Below are 17,936 nucleotides of genomic sequence, written 5' to 3'. Positions count from 1 at the left end.
AGGGCCCCGGCATGGTCGGCCTCAGAAGTGAACGATCAGGTCGCCCGCAACGAGCAACTGATGGTTCTTGGCCTGGCTCGCATCGCCGGTAGCCACGTTGATATTGAACGCATTGGCGTCGATCGAGCGGTAATAGGTCACTTCGGGGCGGACCTCGATCTGCGCCGAGAACCAGTGCTGCCAGCCGAGGCCCATTTCCCAGTACCGCGACTTGGTGCCGGTGCGCTGGCCCTGTTCGTCATTGTAGTATTCGGTGCGCAGCGACAGGTTGTTCATCGGCGAAAACTGCCAGTTCCAATAGGCCAGCGCGGTAAAGACGTGCGCGGTGCATGATGTTGCGGTGGGGTCGGCGCACTGGGCTCCGCTGGGGCCGTTGTAGGGATAATATTGCGGGCTGAACGGCGTGCCACCGGCATAATACAGGAAATATCCGGGCGATCCTGCATCAACGTTGACGACGTGTTTCTGGTAAAGCGTATAGCTTTCCAGCGCGACATGCATCGTGTCGGAAAACTTGTGATAGTACGTCCCGCCAAACCATTGCAGATTGTTATAGCCCCATGTCCCCGAATTGATCGCATCGGCGCAGAGGTAGATATTGTCGCGCGCAGAACTGGTCTGATAGCGCACGCAGGCAGTAATCGACGGCACCGCCCCGGGATCGCGCTTGAACGTTGCGCCCGGAAACAGCGTGTTGCTGATCGCGCCATAAGGATGGCCGTTGGCATCGGCAAAGGCGGCGCCATTGCCGTTTTGCGCCCAGAGCGCGGGCGTGATCATTTGCGCGAGATTGGGGATCTTTTGCCCCGCGTTCCATGGTGCGGTGTCCGAGCCATAGGTAAGGCCCAGTTGAAGAAACAGGTTCTTCGTCGCCGCGAGCGTGAGCTGGATACCCTGGTTGGTATAGTTGTCGAAAGTATAGGCCAGAGAATGGGTATACATATAGTTGTTTGGCGCGAGCTGCGCCTCGATGTCGGGCAATGAAATGAACCGCCCGAAGCGGATCAGCAGCCCTTGCGCCACTTGCGGCACGAACACTTCGCCATAGATCATCGGCATGTCGAAGCCCATGGCCTTGTTGCGCTGATAGAGCCCCTGATCGACAAGGAACCCGCGCGAGGCGGTGTAGCGATAATTGGTGCCATACATGCCCGCAACGCGAAAGCCCCAGTCGACATGATCGCTCTGCACGGTGTCGGGCGTGCGTTCGACATAGAGCACGGCCTGATCGAGTGTGACGGTGTTGGGCGCAAAGGCATACGCAGCCGGCTGGTTGCCCTGGCGCACGCTGCTGGTCGACAGATTTCCGCCGACATCAACCCAGCCATAAGCCTGGATATGCGCGCGGGACATCGCCTTGCCGAGGCCCGTATCGGCGATCGCGACCATCAGCGGGCTGTCGACCGAAGCCGGACGGTTGACGCCGAGCAGGGTGGTGCCGCCATAGGAATATTCGGTGAAAGGATAAGGCGGCGAAGTTTCCGGCGCCGGGGCCCAGTCCGCCCGCCGCGAAGGCGGCGCATTGGGATCGGTTGCCAGCGGTGAGGCCGCCTTGCCCCATTCCGCCGCCTGATAGGCGAAGAACCGCCCGATCACGCTCGTGCCAAGGTCGGCATCGTTTATCGTGCCGGGGTTTGCCGTGGCGGCGGCGGCAGGCGTGGCGGGTACGGCAGGCGTGGTGTCGGCGGCATCGGTCGCGGCGGCGGCACTGGTCGCGCCAAGCGCGGTGCCCAGCAAAAGCCCTGCGAAAAGGCCCACGGAAGAAATGCTCATGAAATGCCCTCATGCCGTGTGATCGGCGGCGCGCCCTGTGATGCGCCTTGGTGTTTCCGGTCCGGCGGGCACGGCATCTAGGTCCGGGGGCGATTAAGGTGCAAAGGCGAATGCGCCATGTGCGCGTAAAGGTTCCATAAAATCACGCATTGACAAGCGTTTGCCGGAATGGCCGAGCGGCAGGGTTGAAGTGATCGCGGCAATCGGGGATGAAGCGGGCATGGGTGTTTCAAGGATTCCTGCCGCAGTCCTGCTTGCGCCGTGCGCGGGCGAGCGATCATGATCGGCCTGGCGACGGGGCACAGGCCATGGCTGCGCCAGCCCGCGATGCTGGTGCTTGGCGTGACGTTTGTCGCGCTGCTGGTTTCGGCCGGGGTGCGTTCGGCGCCCGGCGTGCTGATGCTGCCGTTGCAGCTGCATTTCGGCTGGGACCGCGCGACGATCTCGTCGACGTCGGCGGTGGGGATCGTGCTTTATGGGCTGGTCGGGCCGTTTGCCGCGGCGCTGATGATGTCGGTCGGCATTCGCCGGACGATGGCCGGCGGGCTTCTGCTGATGGGCCTTGCGACATTTGCCAGCCAGTGGATGAGCGCAAGCTGGCACTATCTGCTGACCTGGGGCGTATTGTCCGGGCTGGGCAGCGGCGCGGTGGCCAGTGTCCTGGGCGCGGCGGTCGTGGCCCGCTGGTTCGCCACGCGGCAGGGGCTGGCGATGGGTGTGCTGTCGGCGAGCACGGCGACCGGGTCGCTGGTGTTTCTGCCGGTGCTGGCCTGGCTGACCAGCGCGGGGGCGTGGTTGCCGGTGGTGCGCGTGGTCGGCACGGCTTGTCTCGTGCTGGTGCCGCTGGTGCTGTGGCTGATCCCCGAACATCCGCGCGATGTCGGCGCCCGGCGTTTTGGCGAGGATCACGATGTGCCGCCCGCGCCCCGCGTGGCGGCGGGGGCGGCGCTGTCGCTGGCATTCGGTGCGCTGGGCCGGGCGGCGCGGGTGCCGATGTTCTGGCTGCTGTTCGGCACGTTTTTCGTCTGCGGGCTGACTACCAACGGGCTCGTCGGCACGCATCTCATCGCCTATTGCGGCGATCATGGCATTGCCCCGGTCGCGGCGGCGGGGCTGTTGTCGACGATGGGGCTGTTCGATCTGGTCGGCACGACCGCTTCGGGCTGGCTGACCGACCGGTTTGATCCGCGCCGCTTGCTGGTGGCCTATTACGGTCTGCGCGGCGTGTCGCTGATCGTGTTGCCGTTCTGCAATTTCGGCCCGGCGAGCCTTGGCGTCTTTGCCGTGTTCTATGGGCTCGACTGGGTGGCCACGGTGCCGCCGACCGTGGCGCTGGCGACGCGCGCCTTCGGCGCGCGCGAGGCGCCGGTGGTGTTCGGCTGGGTCAATGTCGGGCATCAGCTTGGCGCGGGGGCGGCGGCGTTTGGCGCGGGGCTGGTGCGGCAGGAATTCGGGCGTTACGATCCGGCCTTCATGATTGCCGGACTGTTCGGCGTCATCGCGGCGGCGATCCTGATGCTGGCGATCGCGAACGGTCGCAGCACGGTGGCTCAGCTTTCGGTCTGACGCATCGCGCCGACGATGCGCGGCTCGTGGCTGGCGAGGTCGGGTACGATCCAGCCGATCCGCTTGCCGCCATCGTCGTAATGGCGCAGCCGCACGGCCGCCGCAAACCACGGATGCGCCGCGAAGGCGGCGATTTCGGCGGGATTCATCGCCCCGCCCTGCAAGGCCAGGCTCAGCTTCGATGCGCCGGACAGCGTTTCGGCATAGCCCGGCTGTGTCGCGCAGAGATAGCGCTTGGCCGCGACATGCAGCCGCACCGGCTCGGTCACTTCGGGGCCGAACCAGCGCGCCAGGTAATCCGCGCCATGCTCTTCGTGCCGCGCGTCGACTCCCAGTGTTTCGGCGGCATTGCCGGCATCGTCGATGAATTGGCCGACGTCGTGAAGCAAGGCCGCGACGATCATGGCGTCATCCTCGCCCGCTTCGACTGCCAATTGCCCGCATTGCACGACATGGCCCATCTGCGTGATCGCCTCGCCGTAATTCTGGTCGCCAAAGCGAGTGATAAGCGCGCCGATTTCGGCAAAGCGGGGGTCGGTCATCGCAATTCCTGTGTTGGTGTGTCGAAAGGGGCGGCATAGCGCGCCTGCGCCCCGGGCGCGAGCGTGCCTGCCGATTGTGACATTGCCGTCAGACGCTTTGACGGCTCGCGCACAGCGCAGTAGCCAAGGGCAGAATTATCCGTTTGCTATCCGAGGACAGACATGCGCCGCATTGCCCCCTTTCTGCCCGCCTGCCTTATGGTCGCCGCCGCGGTGTTGCCGGCTATGGGCCATGCCGCCCCCGCGCCCGATTATGCGGTCGTCGCAACCATTCCGGGCGCGGATGGTGGCTGGGACTACGCCTCGGTCGATCCGGTGCGCGGGCGGCTCTATGTCGCGCGTGCCGCCGCTGTCATGGCGGTCGATCTCGCCACCGGCAAAGTGATCGATACGTTCGCCCCGGCGCAGCGCGCGCATGCCGTGCTGCCGATCGACAACGGCGCGACGCTGGTCGAAACCGACGGGACGACCGGGCTGACCCGCTTTATCAACGCCGATACCGGCGCCGACATCGCCAAAGTCGTGACCGGAAAAAAGCCCGACGCCGCCTATTTCGACAGCGCCACCGGGCTGATCGTGGTGATGAATCCCGGCAGCAGCGCGGTGACGCTGCTCGATCCGAAAACGCATGCGCTGGTCCGCATGATCAGTGTTCCGGGTGGGCTCGAAGCGGGCGAAGGCGATGGCAAGGGCCATGCCTTCATCAATCTCGAAGAAGCCAATGCGCTGGCCGAAGTCGATCTGGCGGCGGGCAAACTGGTGCGCAGGATCCCGCTGGCCGGGTGTGACGGTCCGACCGGGCTGGCCGTGCTGGCAGGCGGCACGCGCGTCCTGTCGGCCTGTGCCAATGGCGTCGCCACCGTGGTCGATGCGGCCAGCGGGAAATTGCTGCAAACGCTCAAGGTCGGCGAAGATCCCGATGCGGTGATCGCCGATCCGGCGCGCGGCCTTGCCTTTGTGCCGAGCGGGCATGACGGCACGCTGACCGCGATCGCGATCGACGACCCTGCAAAGTTTGCCGTCGTGGGCACGATCCCGACCCAGGTCGGCGCACGCACCGGCGCGCTCGATCCGCGCACCGGCCGGATCTATCTGCCCACCGCGACGATGACCCCCGCCGAGGGCGCCTCGCACCATGGTCAGGCCAAGCCGGGCACGTTCGTCGTGCTGGTGGTCGCGCCCAAGGGCTGATGGACCGCCTTCGGCGCGATCACGATGGATTGCATGGCTCATCGCCGCCCTATACGCTGGCGCCTCTTTGGCTGAGGAACTTGCGTGATGCGTGCGATGCTGCCTGCTGTCCTGGTGCTTGCTGCCGCGTTCTCCGGCGGATCCGTCGCCGCGCAAGGCTTGCCCGCCGCGCTCAGCGTCGATCCGCCGCGTGATGGCGCCCATCCGGCCCGCCTTGTGCAGATCCGCTATCCCACCGGCGGGCTTGCCGTGCCCGCGCGGCTGTTTGTCGCCGCCGGGGCGGGGGCGCATCCCACGGTACTGCTGCTCCACGGCTTTCCGGGCACCGAGCTCAATCTGGACCTTGCCCGCGTGTTGCAGCGCGACGGGTGGAATGTTCTGGCGATCCATTATCGCGGGGTATGGGGCGGGCCGGGCGATTTCAGCCTTGGGCATGTCGTCGAAGATGCCCACGCCGCGCTGGCCTGGCTGCGATCCCCGGCGGCCGGCGCTTATGGCATCGATCAGAAACGAATTGTCGTTCTGGGCCACAGCATGGGCGGCTTTGCCACGACCATGTTGGGCGATGACCCGCTAGTGGCCGGCTATGTGCTGATTTCGGCGGCGGACATGGTGCAGGCAACGCTACGCAGCGCAAACGATCCCGCTGCGCGCGCCGAATTTGCCGACGATGCCAGCTATACCAATGCCAGCCTCGAAAGCCTGCAGGCCGAGGCGCGCGCGCATCTTGCCGATTGGCAGTGGGCCAAACGGGCGGCTCTGCTCGCGCCGCGCCCGGTTCTGGTCATCACATCGGACGACGGCCTGGCACCCGGCGGTGAGGCCGTTGCAGCCGCCGCCGCGACGGCGGGCAGCCCCAAGCCGCAAGTCATCCACATGACCACCGACCACAGCTTCAACGATCATCGCGTGGCGCTCTGTGCGGCGGTGGTGAACTGGCTTGACGCCAATTTTCCCCAACATTGAGCCGGAACCGCACACGATGAGCCGACCCAAGCCCGATTCCCCGCGCATCACCATGGAGGAACTGGCCAAAGCGGCAGGCGTTTCGAAAATGACGGTCTCGCGCGCCCTGTCGGGCCATCCGCTGGTCAAGGACAGCACGCGCGAACGCATTCGGCAATTGGCCGAAGCGCACGGATTTCGCATCAATGTCGCCGCGCGCAATTTGCGCCAGCGCAGCACGCGCACGATCGGCGTGGTCATCGAGATGACCCCGTCGCACGACCGTTCGATGAGCGAGCCCTATCCGCTGTCGCTGCTGGGCGGGATCATGCAGGAATTGACCAGCAACGCCTACAACATGGTGCTGACCACGCTGCCGCTGTTCGTCGCTTCGCCACCTGCGGTCGACGGGCTGATCCTGCTGGGGCAGGGGGTAAACGAGGACGCGGTCGAAACCGTGCAGCGCGCCGGCATGCCTTATGTGATCTGGGGATCGGTCGACGGCAACGAGGATCATATCACCGTCGGTTCGGACAATGTCGCGGGCGGGCGCCTCGCCGCCGATCACTTGCTCGCGCGGGGGCGGCGCGCCTGTGCCTTTGTCGGCGATGCCACCCACCTTGAAATCGCCGACCGGTTGCGCGGATTTCAGGAGCGGCTGGCCGAAGCGGGCGCCGACCTGGCAGGCACCGCGCCGAGCCCGTTTACCCGGGAGGGCGGCTATCAGGCGGCACGAGCCCTGCTGGCGGAGGGCAGTCGCTTTGACGGCGTGTTTGCCGCCAGCGACGCGATCGCCATGGGGGTGATTGCCGCCTTGCGCGATGCGGGCCGCGCGGTGCCCGACGATGTCGCGGTCATCGGCTTTGACGATGCGCCCGGCGCGGCGCTGTTTACCCCCGCAGTCAGCTCGATCCGGCAGGACTGGGATCGCGGCGGCAAGCTGCTGGCGCAGAAAATTCTTGCGCTGACCAAAGGGGCAAGGCCGGATTCCGAATCTCTGCCTGTCGAAGTCAAGCCTCGGAAATCATAGGGTAAATCTGGGATATTTGAGGCGCCTTGGCGTGTCGGCTTTGGCTTTTCCAAAAATGGTATCGATAACTTGACAACGATACCATTCGCTCTCTATTTCACCTCTTCATGGAGTCGACGCCCGATCTCAGGGCGCGGCCGGGAAGAGGATCGAAAGTGCCCAGCGTCTCGTCGAGCCCGTGCGTCCAGCCGATTCATCAGCCTGCCTCGCAAGAGCCGCTGGCGGATTCCTTTGCCGCGCTGTTTGCGCTCGCCAATGGGCTGATCGGCATCAAGGGTTCGGTCGATGAGCTGGCCACTGCGCCCGACCTGATCCTGCCCGCGGCTTTCGTCACCCGGCCGATTGCCTATCACGAAGCCTTTCCGGGCTATGCCACCGCGACCGAAACGCGCGTGCTTTGCCCCAGCCCGGTGGCTTTGCGCATCGCCATCGACGGCGCCACGCTCGACATGACGCAGGCGCGGCTGGAGGGCTTTGCGCGCCATCTCGATCTTGCTGCAGGCGTGCTGCACCGCACTGCGCGCTGGTGTCTTGCCGACGGGCGCACATTCGAAGTGGCCGTGCAGCGTCTTGTGCCGCTCGACGGCGGGCCGATCGTCGCCACGCGGTTTCGCCTGACGGCCATCGACTTCGCCGGCACGGTAACGCTCCAGCCCGTCTTTGGCCTCGGCCATGACAGCGCGGCGGGCGATGCCGACGATCCGCGCATTTCGGCCCGACTGGTGCGCCAATGGCAGGCGCACCGCATCGATGCCGTCACAACGCGCTTTACCAGCGGCGATCTCGCGCTGAGCTATCGCCAGGCGATCGCGGCCCGCCCGGATACTGTTCAGGGCAGCGCGATCGTCGCCCATCTCGCGCCGGGCGAAAGTCTCGGCTTTGACCGGATCGTTTCCGCCACTTCTGCCGGCGCTGTCGAAAGTTCCCCTCTCCCTTCTTTCGACACGCTGGCAGGAGATCAGGCGGCATGGCTCGGCCGCTTCTGGGCGGGGGCGGCCTGTGCCATCGAGGACGACGCCGCGCTCACTCGCGCGCTCGCCTTCAACCAGTTCCAGATCCTGCAATCGGCCTCGCGCGATGCGGCCTTTGGCACGGCGGCCAAGGGGCTGACCGGCGACGGCTACGAAGGGCATACGTTTTGGGATACCGAGGCATTTCTCCTGCCCGCACTGGTGTTTACCGCGCCTGATCGCGCGCGCACGCTGATCGCCTATCGCATCGGCGCGCTCGATGCTGCGCGCAGCAATGCGCGGCTGCTCGGCCATGGCAAGGGGGCGCTCTATGCCTGGCGCACGATTGCCGGGCGCGAATGTTCGTCGCACTATCCGACCGGCGCCGCGCAAGTGCATATCAATGCCGACATCGCTTATGCGCTCAAGCTTTATGTCGAGGCCACCGGCGATACCGCGCTGTTGACCGAGGCTGCCGAAATGCTGTTCGAGACGGCGCGTATCTGGCCGTTGATCGGGCGTTTCGATTCGGCGCGCGGCGGGGCGTTCTGCATTTACGGCGTGACCGGGCCCGACGAATATACCGCGCTGGTCGACAACGATTTCTATACCAACGCTGCCGCGCGTCAGCACCTGGCCTTTGCCGCCGCGACCGCCGCGCAGATCAAGGCTGCGGACCCCGACGCCTTTGCCGCATTGGCCCAGCGGATCGGGCTTGACGACGATGAGCCTGCGCTGTGGGCGCGCGCCGCCGCTGCGATGGCGCTGCCGGTCGCCGGCAGCGGCGGCGTCAGCGCGCAGGATGACAGCTTTCTGTCGCGCCCGCCGTTTCCGTTCCCCTTGCGCGTGCCGGGTCGCCCCTTGCTGCTCGATCATCACCCGATGACGCTGTTTCGCCATCAGGTGTGCAAACAGGGCGATGTGATTCAGGCGCTGGCGATGGGGCTGGTCGATATGCCGATCGCGCGTCAGGCGGCCAACTATGCCTTTTACGAGCCGATCACCTCGCACGATTCGACGCTGTCGGCGCCTGCCTTTGCGATTGTCGCCGCGCGGATCGGCGCATTTGGCCCGGCGCACCGGTTTCTCGACGAGGCGGCGTTCGTCGATCTCGAAAACCGTCATCACAACACCGATCACGGGCTGCACATGGCCGCGCTGGCGGGCAGCTGGAACGCGCTCGCTGCCGGTTGGGCAGGGCTGTCGGTGCGCGACGGCGCCTTGCATTTCCGCCCGCAATCGGCGCCGGGGCTCGTGCGCTATACGCTGCGGCTGCACTGGCGCGGCAGCGTTCTGGCGCTGTCCGTCGCGCCCGAAGGGGCAACCTACCGGCTGATTGCGGGCGCGCCGGTCGCGCTGTTTGACCATGGCCGCGCGCTGGAGATCGGGGCAGAGCCGGTCCATGCCCCCGCGCTCGCGCTGAAGGCGCTGATTTTCGATCTCGACGGCGTGCTGACCGACACGGCAGAGGATCATTGCGCGGCCTGGGGCGAGCTTGCCCGGCGCCACGGTTTCACGTTCGACCGCGCGTTCAACGAGCGGCTCAAAGGCGTCGATCGTGCCGGGTCGCTGCGCCTGATTCTCGACCATTCGGGCGTGACTTTGTCCGACGAGGCCTTTGCCGCCTGCCTTGCCGAAAAGAACGCGATCTATCGCGACCGGCTGGCCGCTTATACCCCGGCCCATCTGTTCGACGGCGTGACCGCGCTGTTTGCCGCCGCGCGCGCCGCGGGCCTCCGCATCGCGCTCGCTTCGGCCAGCCGCAATGCGCCCGACGTGCTCGCCCGGCTCGGCATTGCCGATCAGTTCGATTTCATCGCCGATGCCGGGGCGATGGCCGCGCCAAAGCCCGCGCCCGACATCTTTCTCGCCTGCGCCGATGCGCTGGGGCTGGCGCCGTCGGCCTGTGTCGGGATCGAGGACGCGCAGGCCGGAATCGCGGCGATCAACGCGGCGGGCATGGTCGCGATCGGCATCGGCCCCGCCGGATCGCTCGACGGCACGGCGCACACCGCGCCGCGGATCGGCGATCTGACTCTGGCCCGCATTCTGACCACACACAGCACACCATTGGCAGCGACGCACGAGGCGTAGCGCCATTTCGAGGGAGGACGTACCATGACCAAAAGAGGATCATTCATGACGCACCGGCACTTGCTGCTGTCGACGATCGCGGCGGTCGCCTTGCCGACTGCGGCTTTTGCGCAAAGCACGCCGACGGCTCCGGCTTCGGCCCCCGCCGCCGACGCCGCCGCGCCGGACATCATCGTCACCGGCCGCGCGGCGGGCAACGGCATCAGAAAGCTCGAAGCCGGCTATTCGATCACCACGATCTCGTCGAACGACATCGCCATTCAGAACCCGAAGAGCACGGGCGACCTGTTGAAATCGGTTCCGGGCATCTGGGTCGAAAGCTCGGGCGGTGTGGGCACGTCAAACGTCATGGTGCGCGGCATTCCGACCACCGGCGATGCGCCGTTTGTCACCATGCAGTTCGACGGCGTGCCGGTCTACGGTGTCAACAGTCCCTCGTTCATGGATCAGACCGCGCTGGTGCGCCTCGATGAAACCGTGGCCAATATCGAAGCGGTCAACGGCGGCCCGGCGGCGCTCTATTCCGACGGTCAGCCCGGCCTGACCGCGAACCTGATCCTGCGCGAAGGTCATGAAGCGACTTCGGGCGACGTCAAGGTTTCGGCGACCGACTATGGCGCGCGGCGTATCGACGGATACTTGTCGGGCAAGCTGGCCGAAGACACCTATTACATGGTCGGCGGCTATTATCAGGCGGGCGACACGGTGCGCTCGGCCGGGTTCGACACCGAAAAGGGCGGACAGATCACCGCCAACATCACGCACACGTTCGACGCCGGAAAGATCAACTTCTTCGCCCGCTATACCGACGATCACGGCGAATGGTTCCTGCCTTTTGCCACCAAGGTCCCCGGCCTCAATCTGGGCACGTACAATCAGCTCAACGCCAACAACCGCTATCTGACGATCGTCACGCCCGGCTCGGGCGGATCGTCGACCGAACAATTCGACATCGGTTCGGGTCGCGGCTGGAAGGGCGTGATCGGCGGCGGCAACCTGTCGCTCAGCCTTGGCGATCATCTCGATTTCGCCGACCACTTCGGCTTTACCAGCGGCACGTTGCAGACCACCGGGCTGGTGCCGCAGGGCGCCGGCGCGATCACCGTGGCGACGGCTCTGGCCAACGGCGACGGCAGCGAGGGGCAGACCACGGTCACCGGCCTTCACACCCAGCAGGCGCTGGCGGGTAACGATTATGTTCAGCAGTTCGGCGCCTGGGTCGTCGAAAAGCAGCTCCGCGCGGTCAGCAACGAAGCCGCGCTGACGTTCAAGGCGGGCACGCACAAGATCACGGCGGGCTATTACTTCAATCATTTCAGCTCCGACGACATGTGGAGCCTGGGCAACAATTACTGGATGCAGGTGGGTGGCTCGGGCGACCTCGTCAATCTGAACAACGGCGCGCTGAGCTCGTTTGCCATCGCCGATTTCGGCTCTGCGGACGAAAACGCGTTCTACCTTGCCGACAGCTGGCAGATTACCGAGCAGCTGCGGCTTGACGCGGGTATCCGCTACGAAGTGCTCAAGACCCGTTTCGACATCGAGCAGAACGGCGCGCCCGCGTCGCTGTCCAAAAAGAACGATGCCGCGCCCTGGTCGGTCGGGCTCGATTACAAGGCGATGCCCAATCTCAATCTCTATGTGCGCGCCAGCCAGGGCTATCACATGCCGACCTTTGACGATCTGCGCTCGCAGATCGGCAACACCGGGCCCTCGCTTGATGAAAAATGGAAAGTGCTGTCGATCGAGGCCGGGGTGAAATACCGCGAACACGGGCTCGACCTCGCGCTGACCGGGTTTTACGACAAAGTCACCGGCGAAGTGTACAACGATGTCGGCGTCGCCCCGACAGTGGCCGGTTCGAAGACCTGGGGTCTGGAATTCGCAGGAAGCTGGACGAGCGATTTCGGCCTGAGCATCGCCACCGATGCCGTGCTCGAAAATCCCAAGACCTGGGCACCGGGGCAGAGCATCGTCGATAGCTTGACCGGGGAGCTTATTCCCATCGATGGCAAGCAGGCGTCGCGGATTCCCAAGTATCAGTTGCGGCTTACCCCGGCGTACAAGGCCTCGTTCGGCAATACCAACGCCACGCTCTATGCTACGTTGGAAGCGCTGGGCCAGCGTTACAGCGATCTGGGCGAGAAGCAGGCGCTGGGTGCCTATCAGACGCTGAGCGCCGGTCTCCTCGTTGAGCATGGCGGCCTCAGCTTCCAGGTCGCGGCTGACAACCTCACCAATACGCACGGGCTGACCGAGGGCAATCCGCGTTTCAATACGGCTTCGGCGACGGCGGCCATCCCCGACTTGCGTCCGATCTTTGGCCGTTCGTTCCGGTTTACGGTCGGCTACAAGTTCTAGGATCCATGGTGTAACTTCCACCCTCGGGGGCGGCGGACCTTGCGCCCGCCGCCCCCGTTTTTATGCAGGATACCGTCGGCCATGACCCAGCGATCGCGGCTCATTCTCGCCATGGTGCTGACGTACCTGGCCTACGGCATGCTGCTCAATACGGTGGGCACGGTCATCCTGCGTTCGATCGCCAGCCTTGGCGTGACCAAGGCCGGGGCGGGCTGGTTCGACGGGTGCAAGGATGTCAGCATCGCCGCCGTTTCGTTCCTGACGGCCAGCTATCTGACGCGGATCGGCATTCGGCGCGCGATGGCGGGCGCGCTGGCCTTGTCGGTGCTGGCTTGTGTGATGATGCCGCTGGCCGGGGCCTATTGGGCGATCTGTCTGCATTTCGCGCTGATCGGCACGGCCTTTGCGTTCATCAAGGTCGGCATTTACACGCTGATCGGGCAAGTGACCGACAGCCCGCGCGCGCATGCCGCGCTGACCTCGATCATCGAAGGCGGGTTCATGGTCGGGGTGCTGTCGGTCACCGTGCTGTTCAGCCTGTTCGTCGGGCACGGCCTGATCGACACGAGCCGCGACTGGCTCGATGTCTACTGGATCCTTGCCGCGTTGTGCGCGCTGTGCCTTGCGCTGCTGCTGGCGGCGGGCCATGCGCCCGAAGCTGCGAAGGGCGAGCCGCCCTCGATCCTCGCGATGCTGGCGCTGGCGCGGCTGCCGCTGGTCATGGTGTTCATTCTTTGCGCCTTTTCCTATGTCTTTGTCGAACAGGGCATCGGCACCTGGCTGCCGACGTTCAACAACGAAGTCTTGCGCCTGCCGCAATCGATGAGCGTGCTTGCAGGCAGCTTTTTCGCCGGTTCGATCGCGCTGGGCCGATTGGGCGGCGGCGTGCTGATTCAGCGGTTCGGCTGGTATCGCGTGGTCAATGCCTGCCTTGGCGCCGTGGCGCTGGCGATCGCGCTGATCGTGCCGCTCAGCCGCCATCTCGGGGCTGCGCCGGTTACCGACTGGTTCCACGCGCCGCTGGCGGCCTGGCTGTTTCTGGGGGTCGGGCTGTTCATGGCGCCGATCTATCCGACGCTGGTTTCGGTGTTGCTGTCGTCCAGCCCGCGCGCGCGCCATGCCGAATTGATGGGGCTGGTGGTGATCTTTTCGGCGCTGGGCGGGACCACCGGATCGCGGCTGACCGCGATGCTGTTTGCCGGGCTCGACGGCGCCACGGCGTTCGGCTGCATGGTCGTGCCCATTGCCGTGCTGGCGATCGGCGTCAGTCTGCTGCGCCGCCGCCAACTGGCCACGGGCGTTGCGGATTGAGCGCGTTTATGCGGCGTCTGCCGCAATCGCCGGCTCGGCGCCCATCGCTTCGCCCAGCGCGGTGAAGAACCAGCGCGATTGCGGGTTGCGCTCGGCGTCCCATTCGGGGTGCCATTGCACGGCGAGGATTTGCGCGGTGCCGATGCGGGCCGAAAAGGCCTCGATCAGGCCATCGGGGGCGTGCGCTTCGGCGGTCAGGCCTTCGCCGAGAGTCCGGACTGCCTGAAAGTGGACCGAATTGACCGTCATCGGCGCCGTGCCGAGCGCCGATGCGATCACGCCGCCGGGGACCGGGGTGACGCGGTGGCCGTGTTCGAACATCGCGTCGAGCGAGACGCCGTCGGGGGCGTGGTGCAGCGCCTGGCGTTCGCGCGGCAGGTGTTGCAGCGTGCCGCCGAACACCACGTTCAATTCCTGAAACCCCCGGCAGATCCCGAACACCGGCTTGCCCGCGTCGATCGTCGCGCCCGCCAGCGTCAGCGCGGTGGTGTCGCGGTCGGGGTCGAACGGGCCGTGATCGCTGTTTGCGCCATAGCGCCAGGCTTCGAGATTCGACGTGCTGCCGGTCAGCAACAGGCCGTCGATCCGCGCGGCGAGATTGCGCTGATCGGCAAGCAGGCCCAGCGCCGGGATCAGCACGACATCGACGCCGGACCATCGCGCGGGCGCGCGCAGATAGCGGTCGATCACGCGATGGATCGTTTCATCCTCGAATTCGCGGGTACAGGACACAATCCCGAGCAGCGGGCGACTCATGCAGGAAAACTCACCGAGATCGATTTCAGGTCGGCGTACTTGTAAAGCGCATGAAGGCTGCGGTCACGCCCGAAACCCGATTGCTTGAACCCGCCAAAAGGCATCGTGATGTCGCAGGCATCCCAGCCGTTGATCCACACCAGCCCGGCGCGAAGGGCGCGCGCGAAATGGTTGGCGGTCGTCATCGAGCCGGTCCACAGCCCCGAGGCGAGCCCGAAATCGCTGTCGTTGGCCAGCCGCAGCGCTTCTTCGGGGGTGTCGAACGGGATCACCGCGAGCACCGGGCCGAACACTTCCTCGCGCGCCAGAGCACCGGCCGGATCGACATTGTCGAAAATCGTCGGCTCGATGAAAAAACCGCCGCTGTCCTTGCGCGCCTGCTCTCCGCCGAGCACCAGGTCGGCGCCCTCGCGCCGGGCATCGGCAATGCGCGACAAGACGCCGTTCATCTGCTTTTCGCTGATGATCGCGCCCAGCCGCGTCGCCGGATCGAGCGGATCGCCGGGACGGATGGTCGCGGCGACCTTGATCAGCCGTTCGACAAATTCGGCATGGATCGAGCGTTGCACCAAAAGGCGCGATCCCGCCGTGCAGACCTGACCCTGATTGTAGAAAATGCCCCAGGCGGCGGCTTCGGCGGCGCGGTCGAGATCGGGCCAGTCGGCAAACACGATGTGCGGCGACTTGCCGCCCAGTTCGAGGCTGACGCGCTTCAGATTGCTGTCTGCCGAATAGCGCAGCAATTGCCGCCCGACCGGGCCGGAGCCGGTGAACGTGATCATGTCGACATCCATGTGGCTCGCCAGCGCCGCGCCCGCCGCCGCGCCGGTGCCGGGCACGACATTGAGCACGCCATCGGGCAGGCCCGCCTCAAGCGCGACTTCGGCAAAGCGCAGCGCGGTCAGCGAGGTCAGCTCCGACGGCTTGACCACCACTGAATTGCCCATGGCGATGGCGGGCGCGATTTTCCACATCGCCATGTGCAGAGGGAAATTCCACGGCACGATCGCGCCGATCACGCCCAAAGGATCATGCAGCGCCCAGGACAGCCGGTCGGGGCCCGAGGGGCCGACTTCGCCGTGGATCTTGTCGATCGCTTCGGCATAATAGCGCAGCGTGCCGAGCGCGAGCGGCACATCGACCGCGCGGGTGTCGCCGATCGGCTTTCCGGCATCGAGCGTTTCGAGCAGGGCGAATTCCTCGGCACGCGCGGCCACCGCGTCGGCGACGCGCAGCAGGATGGCCTTGCGCTGGCGCGGCGCCATCGCCGCCCAGCTGCCCGCTTCGAATCGCGCCCTGGCCGCCGCCACGGCGGCATCGATTTCCGCCGGGCCGCAGGCCGGAAGATCGGTCAGCACTGTGCCTGTCGCGGGGTTTATGCTGGCCAGAACGGCACCGTCGGCGGCGCCCATGCGGCGGCTGCCGATCACGGCAAGCGGCGAAATGTCGGCGGGAAGTGTCGGCATGCGCTCGATAAACTCCGAATCTAAACTGTGATCTTAGCTGGGGCTGTGTCATAATGGTCACGGCCAGAGACGCAATTGCCTTGATGGCACACCGCGCCCGGCGCTTGGCAAAACCGGACGGATTTGCGTCCTTTGGGCCGGTAACAAGGATGTCTGCCCGACTGGACAGCGCGGTGGGCATGACTTATGTGATCACACCATGTCATCGATTGAACAGGCATCGCTGTCCGCGTTTTTGGAAGCGCATCCCGAAGTAGATGGGGTCGAGGCTTTCGTATTCGACCTGGCCGGCGCGCCAAAAGGCAAATGGCTGGCGCGCGACAAGGCGATGAGCGTCGATGCCAAAGGATTGCCGATCCCGCTGTCGATCTTTGCGCAGGATGCCTGGGGCTGCGATGTCGCCGAAGCGGGGCTGGCCTTCGGCACGGGCGATCCCGATGGCGTGGGCTATCCGGTGTCGGGGCGGTTTGCCCTGGTGCCGTGGCTCGAAGGGGCGATGGCGCAGGCCTTCCTGACTTTGCGCGACGGCAGCGGCGCCCCGGCGGACGCCGATCCGCGCGGCGCGCTCGAAGCGATCCTCGGCCGCTATGCCGCGCGCGGGCTGACCCCGGTGGTCGCGGTCGAGCTCGAATTCTATCTCTATCGGCTTGAGCAGGGGGTGCCGGTGCCGCCCGACGGGGCGGGCGCTGCGAGCTGGCGGCGCAACGAGACCTTGTCGACCAGCACGCTGGCCACGCACAAGCGGCTGATCGATGAAATCCTGCATTGCGCGCATGCGATCGGCATTCCCGCCGACGGCGTGATCAGCGAGGCCGGGCCGGGGCAGTTCGAATTGAACATTCTCCATCGCCCCGATGCGCTGGCGATGGCCGACGATGCCATGCTGCTGCGCCGGATCGTGCGCGGTCTTGCGCAAAAACACGGGTTTGGCGCGACCTTCATGGCCAAGCCTTATGGCGAGGCTTCGGGCAGCGGGATGCATATCCATGCCAGCGTGAACGATGCCTCGGGCGCCAATGTGCTGGCCGATGCGATGACCGGCGGCCCCGCGCCGACGCTGTTTCACGCCGTGGCCGGGCTGGTCGCGGCGATGCCCGAAACGATGCTGGCCTTTGCGCCCAATGCCAATTCGTTTCGCCGCTTCCGCCCCGATGCCCATGCCCCCGTTTCGGCGGGATGGGGCCATGACGACCGCTCCGCCGCGATCCGCGTGATCGACGGCAGCAAGGTCGGCGGCGGCGCAAAAGCGACGCGCATCGAACACCGCATTTCCGGCGCGGATGCCAATGCCTATCTCGCGCTCGGCGCGATGCTCGGCGCGATGCTTCAGGGGATCGAGGCAGGGGCCATGCCGCCGCCGCCGCAAGATCCGCTGAATCCGGGCGCGGGCGAGCCGCTTCCGATCGAATGGGGCGCGGCGATCGAACGCTTTGCCGCATCGGACAAGGCCGCCGGAATTTTCGGATCGCGGCTGGTCGACATCATCGTCGCCTGCAAGCGGCAGGACCGCGCTGCTTTCCTTTCGCATATCGACCGTTTCGAGTACGACACTTACCTGGCGCTGTTATAAGGCGCTCTCCCTGGAGACTTTTTCATGAAGATGATTGCAATTGCCGCGCTTGCTCTGCTCGCCCCGGTCGCCGCCCACGCCGAAGACGTTGCTGCCGGTGAGGCCGTGTTTCACCAGTGCACCGCGTGCCACACCATCAAGGCGGGCCAGCCCGGCGTTGCGGCGCCCAATCTGCGCGGCGTTGTGGGGCGCAAGGCCGCTTCGACCGGCTTTGCCTATTCGACCGCGCTCAAGGCTTCGAAGCTGACCTGGGACAAGGCCACGCTCAGCACGTTCCTCAAGGCGCCGCAAAAGCTGGTTCCGGGCACGCGCATGGTGATTGCCGTCACCGACGATGCCAAGCGCGCCAATCTGATCGCCTATCTCGCCACGCTGAAATGA

At 65.7% G+C, this 17,936-nt stretch carries 13 protein-coding genes; 9 read left to right on the top strand and 4 right to left on the bottom strand.

The genetic code is table 11. From position 1 onward, the window contains the following. Positions 1–21 precede the first annotated feature (21 nt). Positions 22–1,773 carry an outer membrane beta-barrel protein gene (locus AQZ50_RS01875; protein WP_082703348.1) on the bottom strand — a complete coding sequence of 584 codons (1,752 nt, stop codon included), beginning with the start codon at positions 1,771–1,773 and terminating at the stop codon, positions 22–24. A 279-nt stretch (positions 1,774–2,052) separates the two neighbouring features. Here AQZ50_RS01875 and AQZ50_RS01870 point away from each other — a divergent pair, with 279 nt between their 5' ends. Continuing rightward, positions 2,053–3,339 carry an MFS transporter gene (locus tag AQZ50_RS01870; protein WP_067741744.1) on the top strand — a complete coding sequence of 429 codons (1,287 nt, stop codon included), beginning with the start codon at positions 2,053–2,055 and terminating at the stop codon, positions 3,337–3,339. Here the strand turns inward: AQZ50_RS01870 and AQZ50_RS01865 are convergent. Continuing rightward, positions 3,324–3,881, bottom strand: a complete 558-nt coding sequence (locus AQZ50_RS01865) for an HD domain-containing protein (protein ID WP_067741742.1) — start codon at positions 3,879–3,881, stop codon at positions 3,324–3,326. The two genes, AQZ50_RS01870 and AQZ50_RS01865, sit on opposite strands and share 16 nt — an antisense overlap. 162 nt (positions 3,882–4,043) lie before the next feature. On the opposite strand from AQZ50_RS01865, the gene AQZ50_RS01860 reads away from it, so the two are divergent. The 6 genes from AQZ50_RS01860 (at position 4,044) to AQZ50_RS01835 (ending at position 13,763) form a co-directional block, all read left to right on the top strand. After that, entirely contained in the window at positions 4,044–5,072 is a 1,029-nt protein-coding gene (locus AQZ50_RS01860) for a YncE family protein (RefSeq protein WP_156427192.1), read from the top strand. 87 nt (positions 5,073–5,159) lie between these two features. Next, the gene (locus AQZ50_RS01855; RefSeq protein WP_067741739.1) at positions 5,160–6,038 is read left to right on the top strand and encodes an alpha/beta hydrolase family protein; all 879 of its coding nucleotides are present in this window, start codon (positions 5,160–5,162) and stop codon (positions 6,036–6,038) included. A 16-nt stretch (positions 6,039–6,054) separates the two neighbouring features. Continuing rightward, positions 6,055–7,047, top strand: coding sequence for a LacI family DNA-binding transcriptional regulator (locus AQZ50_RS01850; RefSeq protein WP_082703347.1), 993 nt, complete (start codon positions 6,055–6,057; stop codon positions 7,045–7,047). Positions 7,048–7,202: 155 nt separating this feature from the next. Then, positions 7,203–10,091 carry a beta-phosphoglucomutase gene (pgmB, locus tag AQZ50_RS01845; RefSeq protein ID WP_231730061.1) on the top strand — a complete coding sequence of 963 codons (2,889 nt, stop codon included), beginning with the start codon at positions 7,203–7,205 and terminating at the stop codon, positions 10,089–10,091. 45 nt (positions 10,092–10,136) lie between these two features. Continuing rightward, positions 10,137–12,452 (top strand): TonB-dependent receptor, encoded by a 2,316-nt coding sequence (locus AQZ50_RS01840; RefSeq protein WP_067742377.1) that lies wholly within the window; start codon positions 10,137–10,139, stop codon positions 12,450–12,452. An 81-nt stretch (positions 12,453–12,533) separates the two neighbouring features. After that, a complete protein-coding gene (locus tag AQZ50_RS01835) occupies positions 12,534–13,763 on the top strand; it encodes an MFS transporter (protein WP_067741734.1) in 1,230 nt (409 codons plus the stop codon). Positions 13,764–13,769: 6 nt separating this feature from the next. Here the strand turns inward: AQZ50_RS01835 and AQZ50_RS01830 are convergent, their stop codons facing one another. Both AQZ50_RS01830 and AQZ50_RS01825 read right to left on the bottom strand, forming a co-directional pair. After that, a complete protein-coding gene (locus AQZ50_RS01830; RefSeq protein WP_067741732.1) occupies positions 13,770–14,519 on the bottom strand; it encodes a gamma-glutamyl-gamma-aminobutyrate hydrolase family protein in 750 nt (249 codons plus the stop codon). Beyond that, positions 14,516–15,985: an aldehyde dehydrogenase gene (locus tag AQZ50_RS01825; protein WP_067741730.1), complete on the bottom strand. Its 1,470-nt coding sequence runs from the start codon at positions 15,983–15,985 to the stop codon at positions 14,516–14,518. Before AQZ50_RS01825 ends, AQZ50_RS01830 begins: the two co-directional genes overlap by 4 nt. A gap of 199 nt (positions 15,986–16,184) precedes the next feature. On the opposite strand from AQZ50_RS01825, the gene AQZ50_RS01820 reads away from it, so the two are divergent. Then, positions 16,185–17,555 (top strand): glutamine synthetase family protein, encoded by a 1,371-nt coding sequence (locus tag AQZ50_RS01820; RefSeq protein ID WP_067741728.1) that lies wholly within the window; start codon positions 16,185–16,187, stop codon positions 17,553–17,555. Between the two features lie 24 nt (positions 17,556–17,579). Next, positions 17,580–17,936, top strand: a complete 357-nt coding sequence (locus tag AQZ50_RS01815) for a c-type cytochrome (protein WP_067741726.1) — start codon at positions 17,580–17,582, stop codon at positions 17,934–17,936.

The sequence above is a fragment of the Novosphingobium sp. Fuku2-ISO-50 genome (assembly GCF_001519055.1).
GTDB lineage: Bacteria > Pseudomonadota > Alphaproteobacteria > Sphingomonadales > Sphingomonadaceae > Novosphingobium.
The sequence above is the reverse complement of the archived record's forward strand: the minus strand, read 5'-3'. Positions and strand labels throughout refer to the sequence as shown.

Coding starts and splice junctions, on each gene's coding strand:
- AQZ50_RS01875 (WP_082703348.1), bottom strand. CDS start 1,773: ATGAGCATTTCTTCCGTGGGCCTTTTCGCAGGGCTTTTGCTGGGCACC.
- AQZ50_RS01870 (WP_067741744.1), top strand. CDS start 2,053: ATGATCGGCCTGGCGACGGGGCACAGGCCATGGCTGCGCCAGCCCGCG.
- AQZ50_RS01865 (WP_067741742.1), bottom strand. CDS start 3,881: ATGACCGACCCCCGCTTTGCCGAAATCGGCGCGCTTATCACTCGCTTT.
- AQZ50_RS01860 (WP_156427192.1), top strand. CDS start 4,044: ATGCGCCGCATTGCCCCCTTTCTGCCCGCCTGCCTTATGGTCGCCGCC.
- AQZ50_RS01855 (WP_067741739.1), top strand. CDS start 5,160: ATGCGTGCGATGCTGCCTGCTGTCCTGGTGCTTGCTGCCGCGTTCTCC.
- AQZ50_RS01850 (WP_082703347.1), top strand. CDS start 6,055: ATGAGCCGACCCAAGCCCGATTCCCCGCGCATCACCATGGAGGAACTG.
- AQZ50_RS01840 (WP_067742377.1), top strand. CDS start 10,137: ATGACGCACCGGCACTTGCTGCTGTCGACGATCGCGGCGGTCGCCTTG.
- AQZ50_RS01835 (WP_067741734.1), top strand. CDS start 12,534: ATGACCCAGCGATCGCGGCTCATTCTCGCCATGGTGCTGACGTACCTG.
- AQZ50_RS01830 (WP_067741732.1), bottom strand. CDS start 14,519: ATGAGTCGCCCGCTGCTCGGGATTGTGTCCTGTACCCGCGAATTCGAG.
- AQZ50_RS01825 (WP_067741730.1), bottom strand. CDS start 15,985: ATGCCGACACTTCCCGCCGACATTTCGCCGCTTGCCGTGATCGGCAGC.
- AQZ50_RS01820 (WP_067741728.1), top strand. CDS start 16,185: ATGTCATCGATTGAACAGGCATCGCTGTCCGCGTTTTTGGAAGCGCAT.
- AQZ50_RS01815 (WP_067741726.1), top strand. CDS start 17,580: ATGAAGATGATTGCAATTGCCGCGCTTGCTCTGCTCGCCCCGGTCGCC.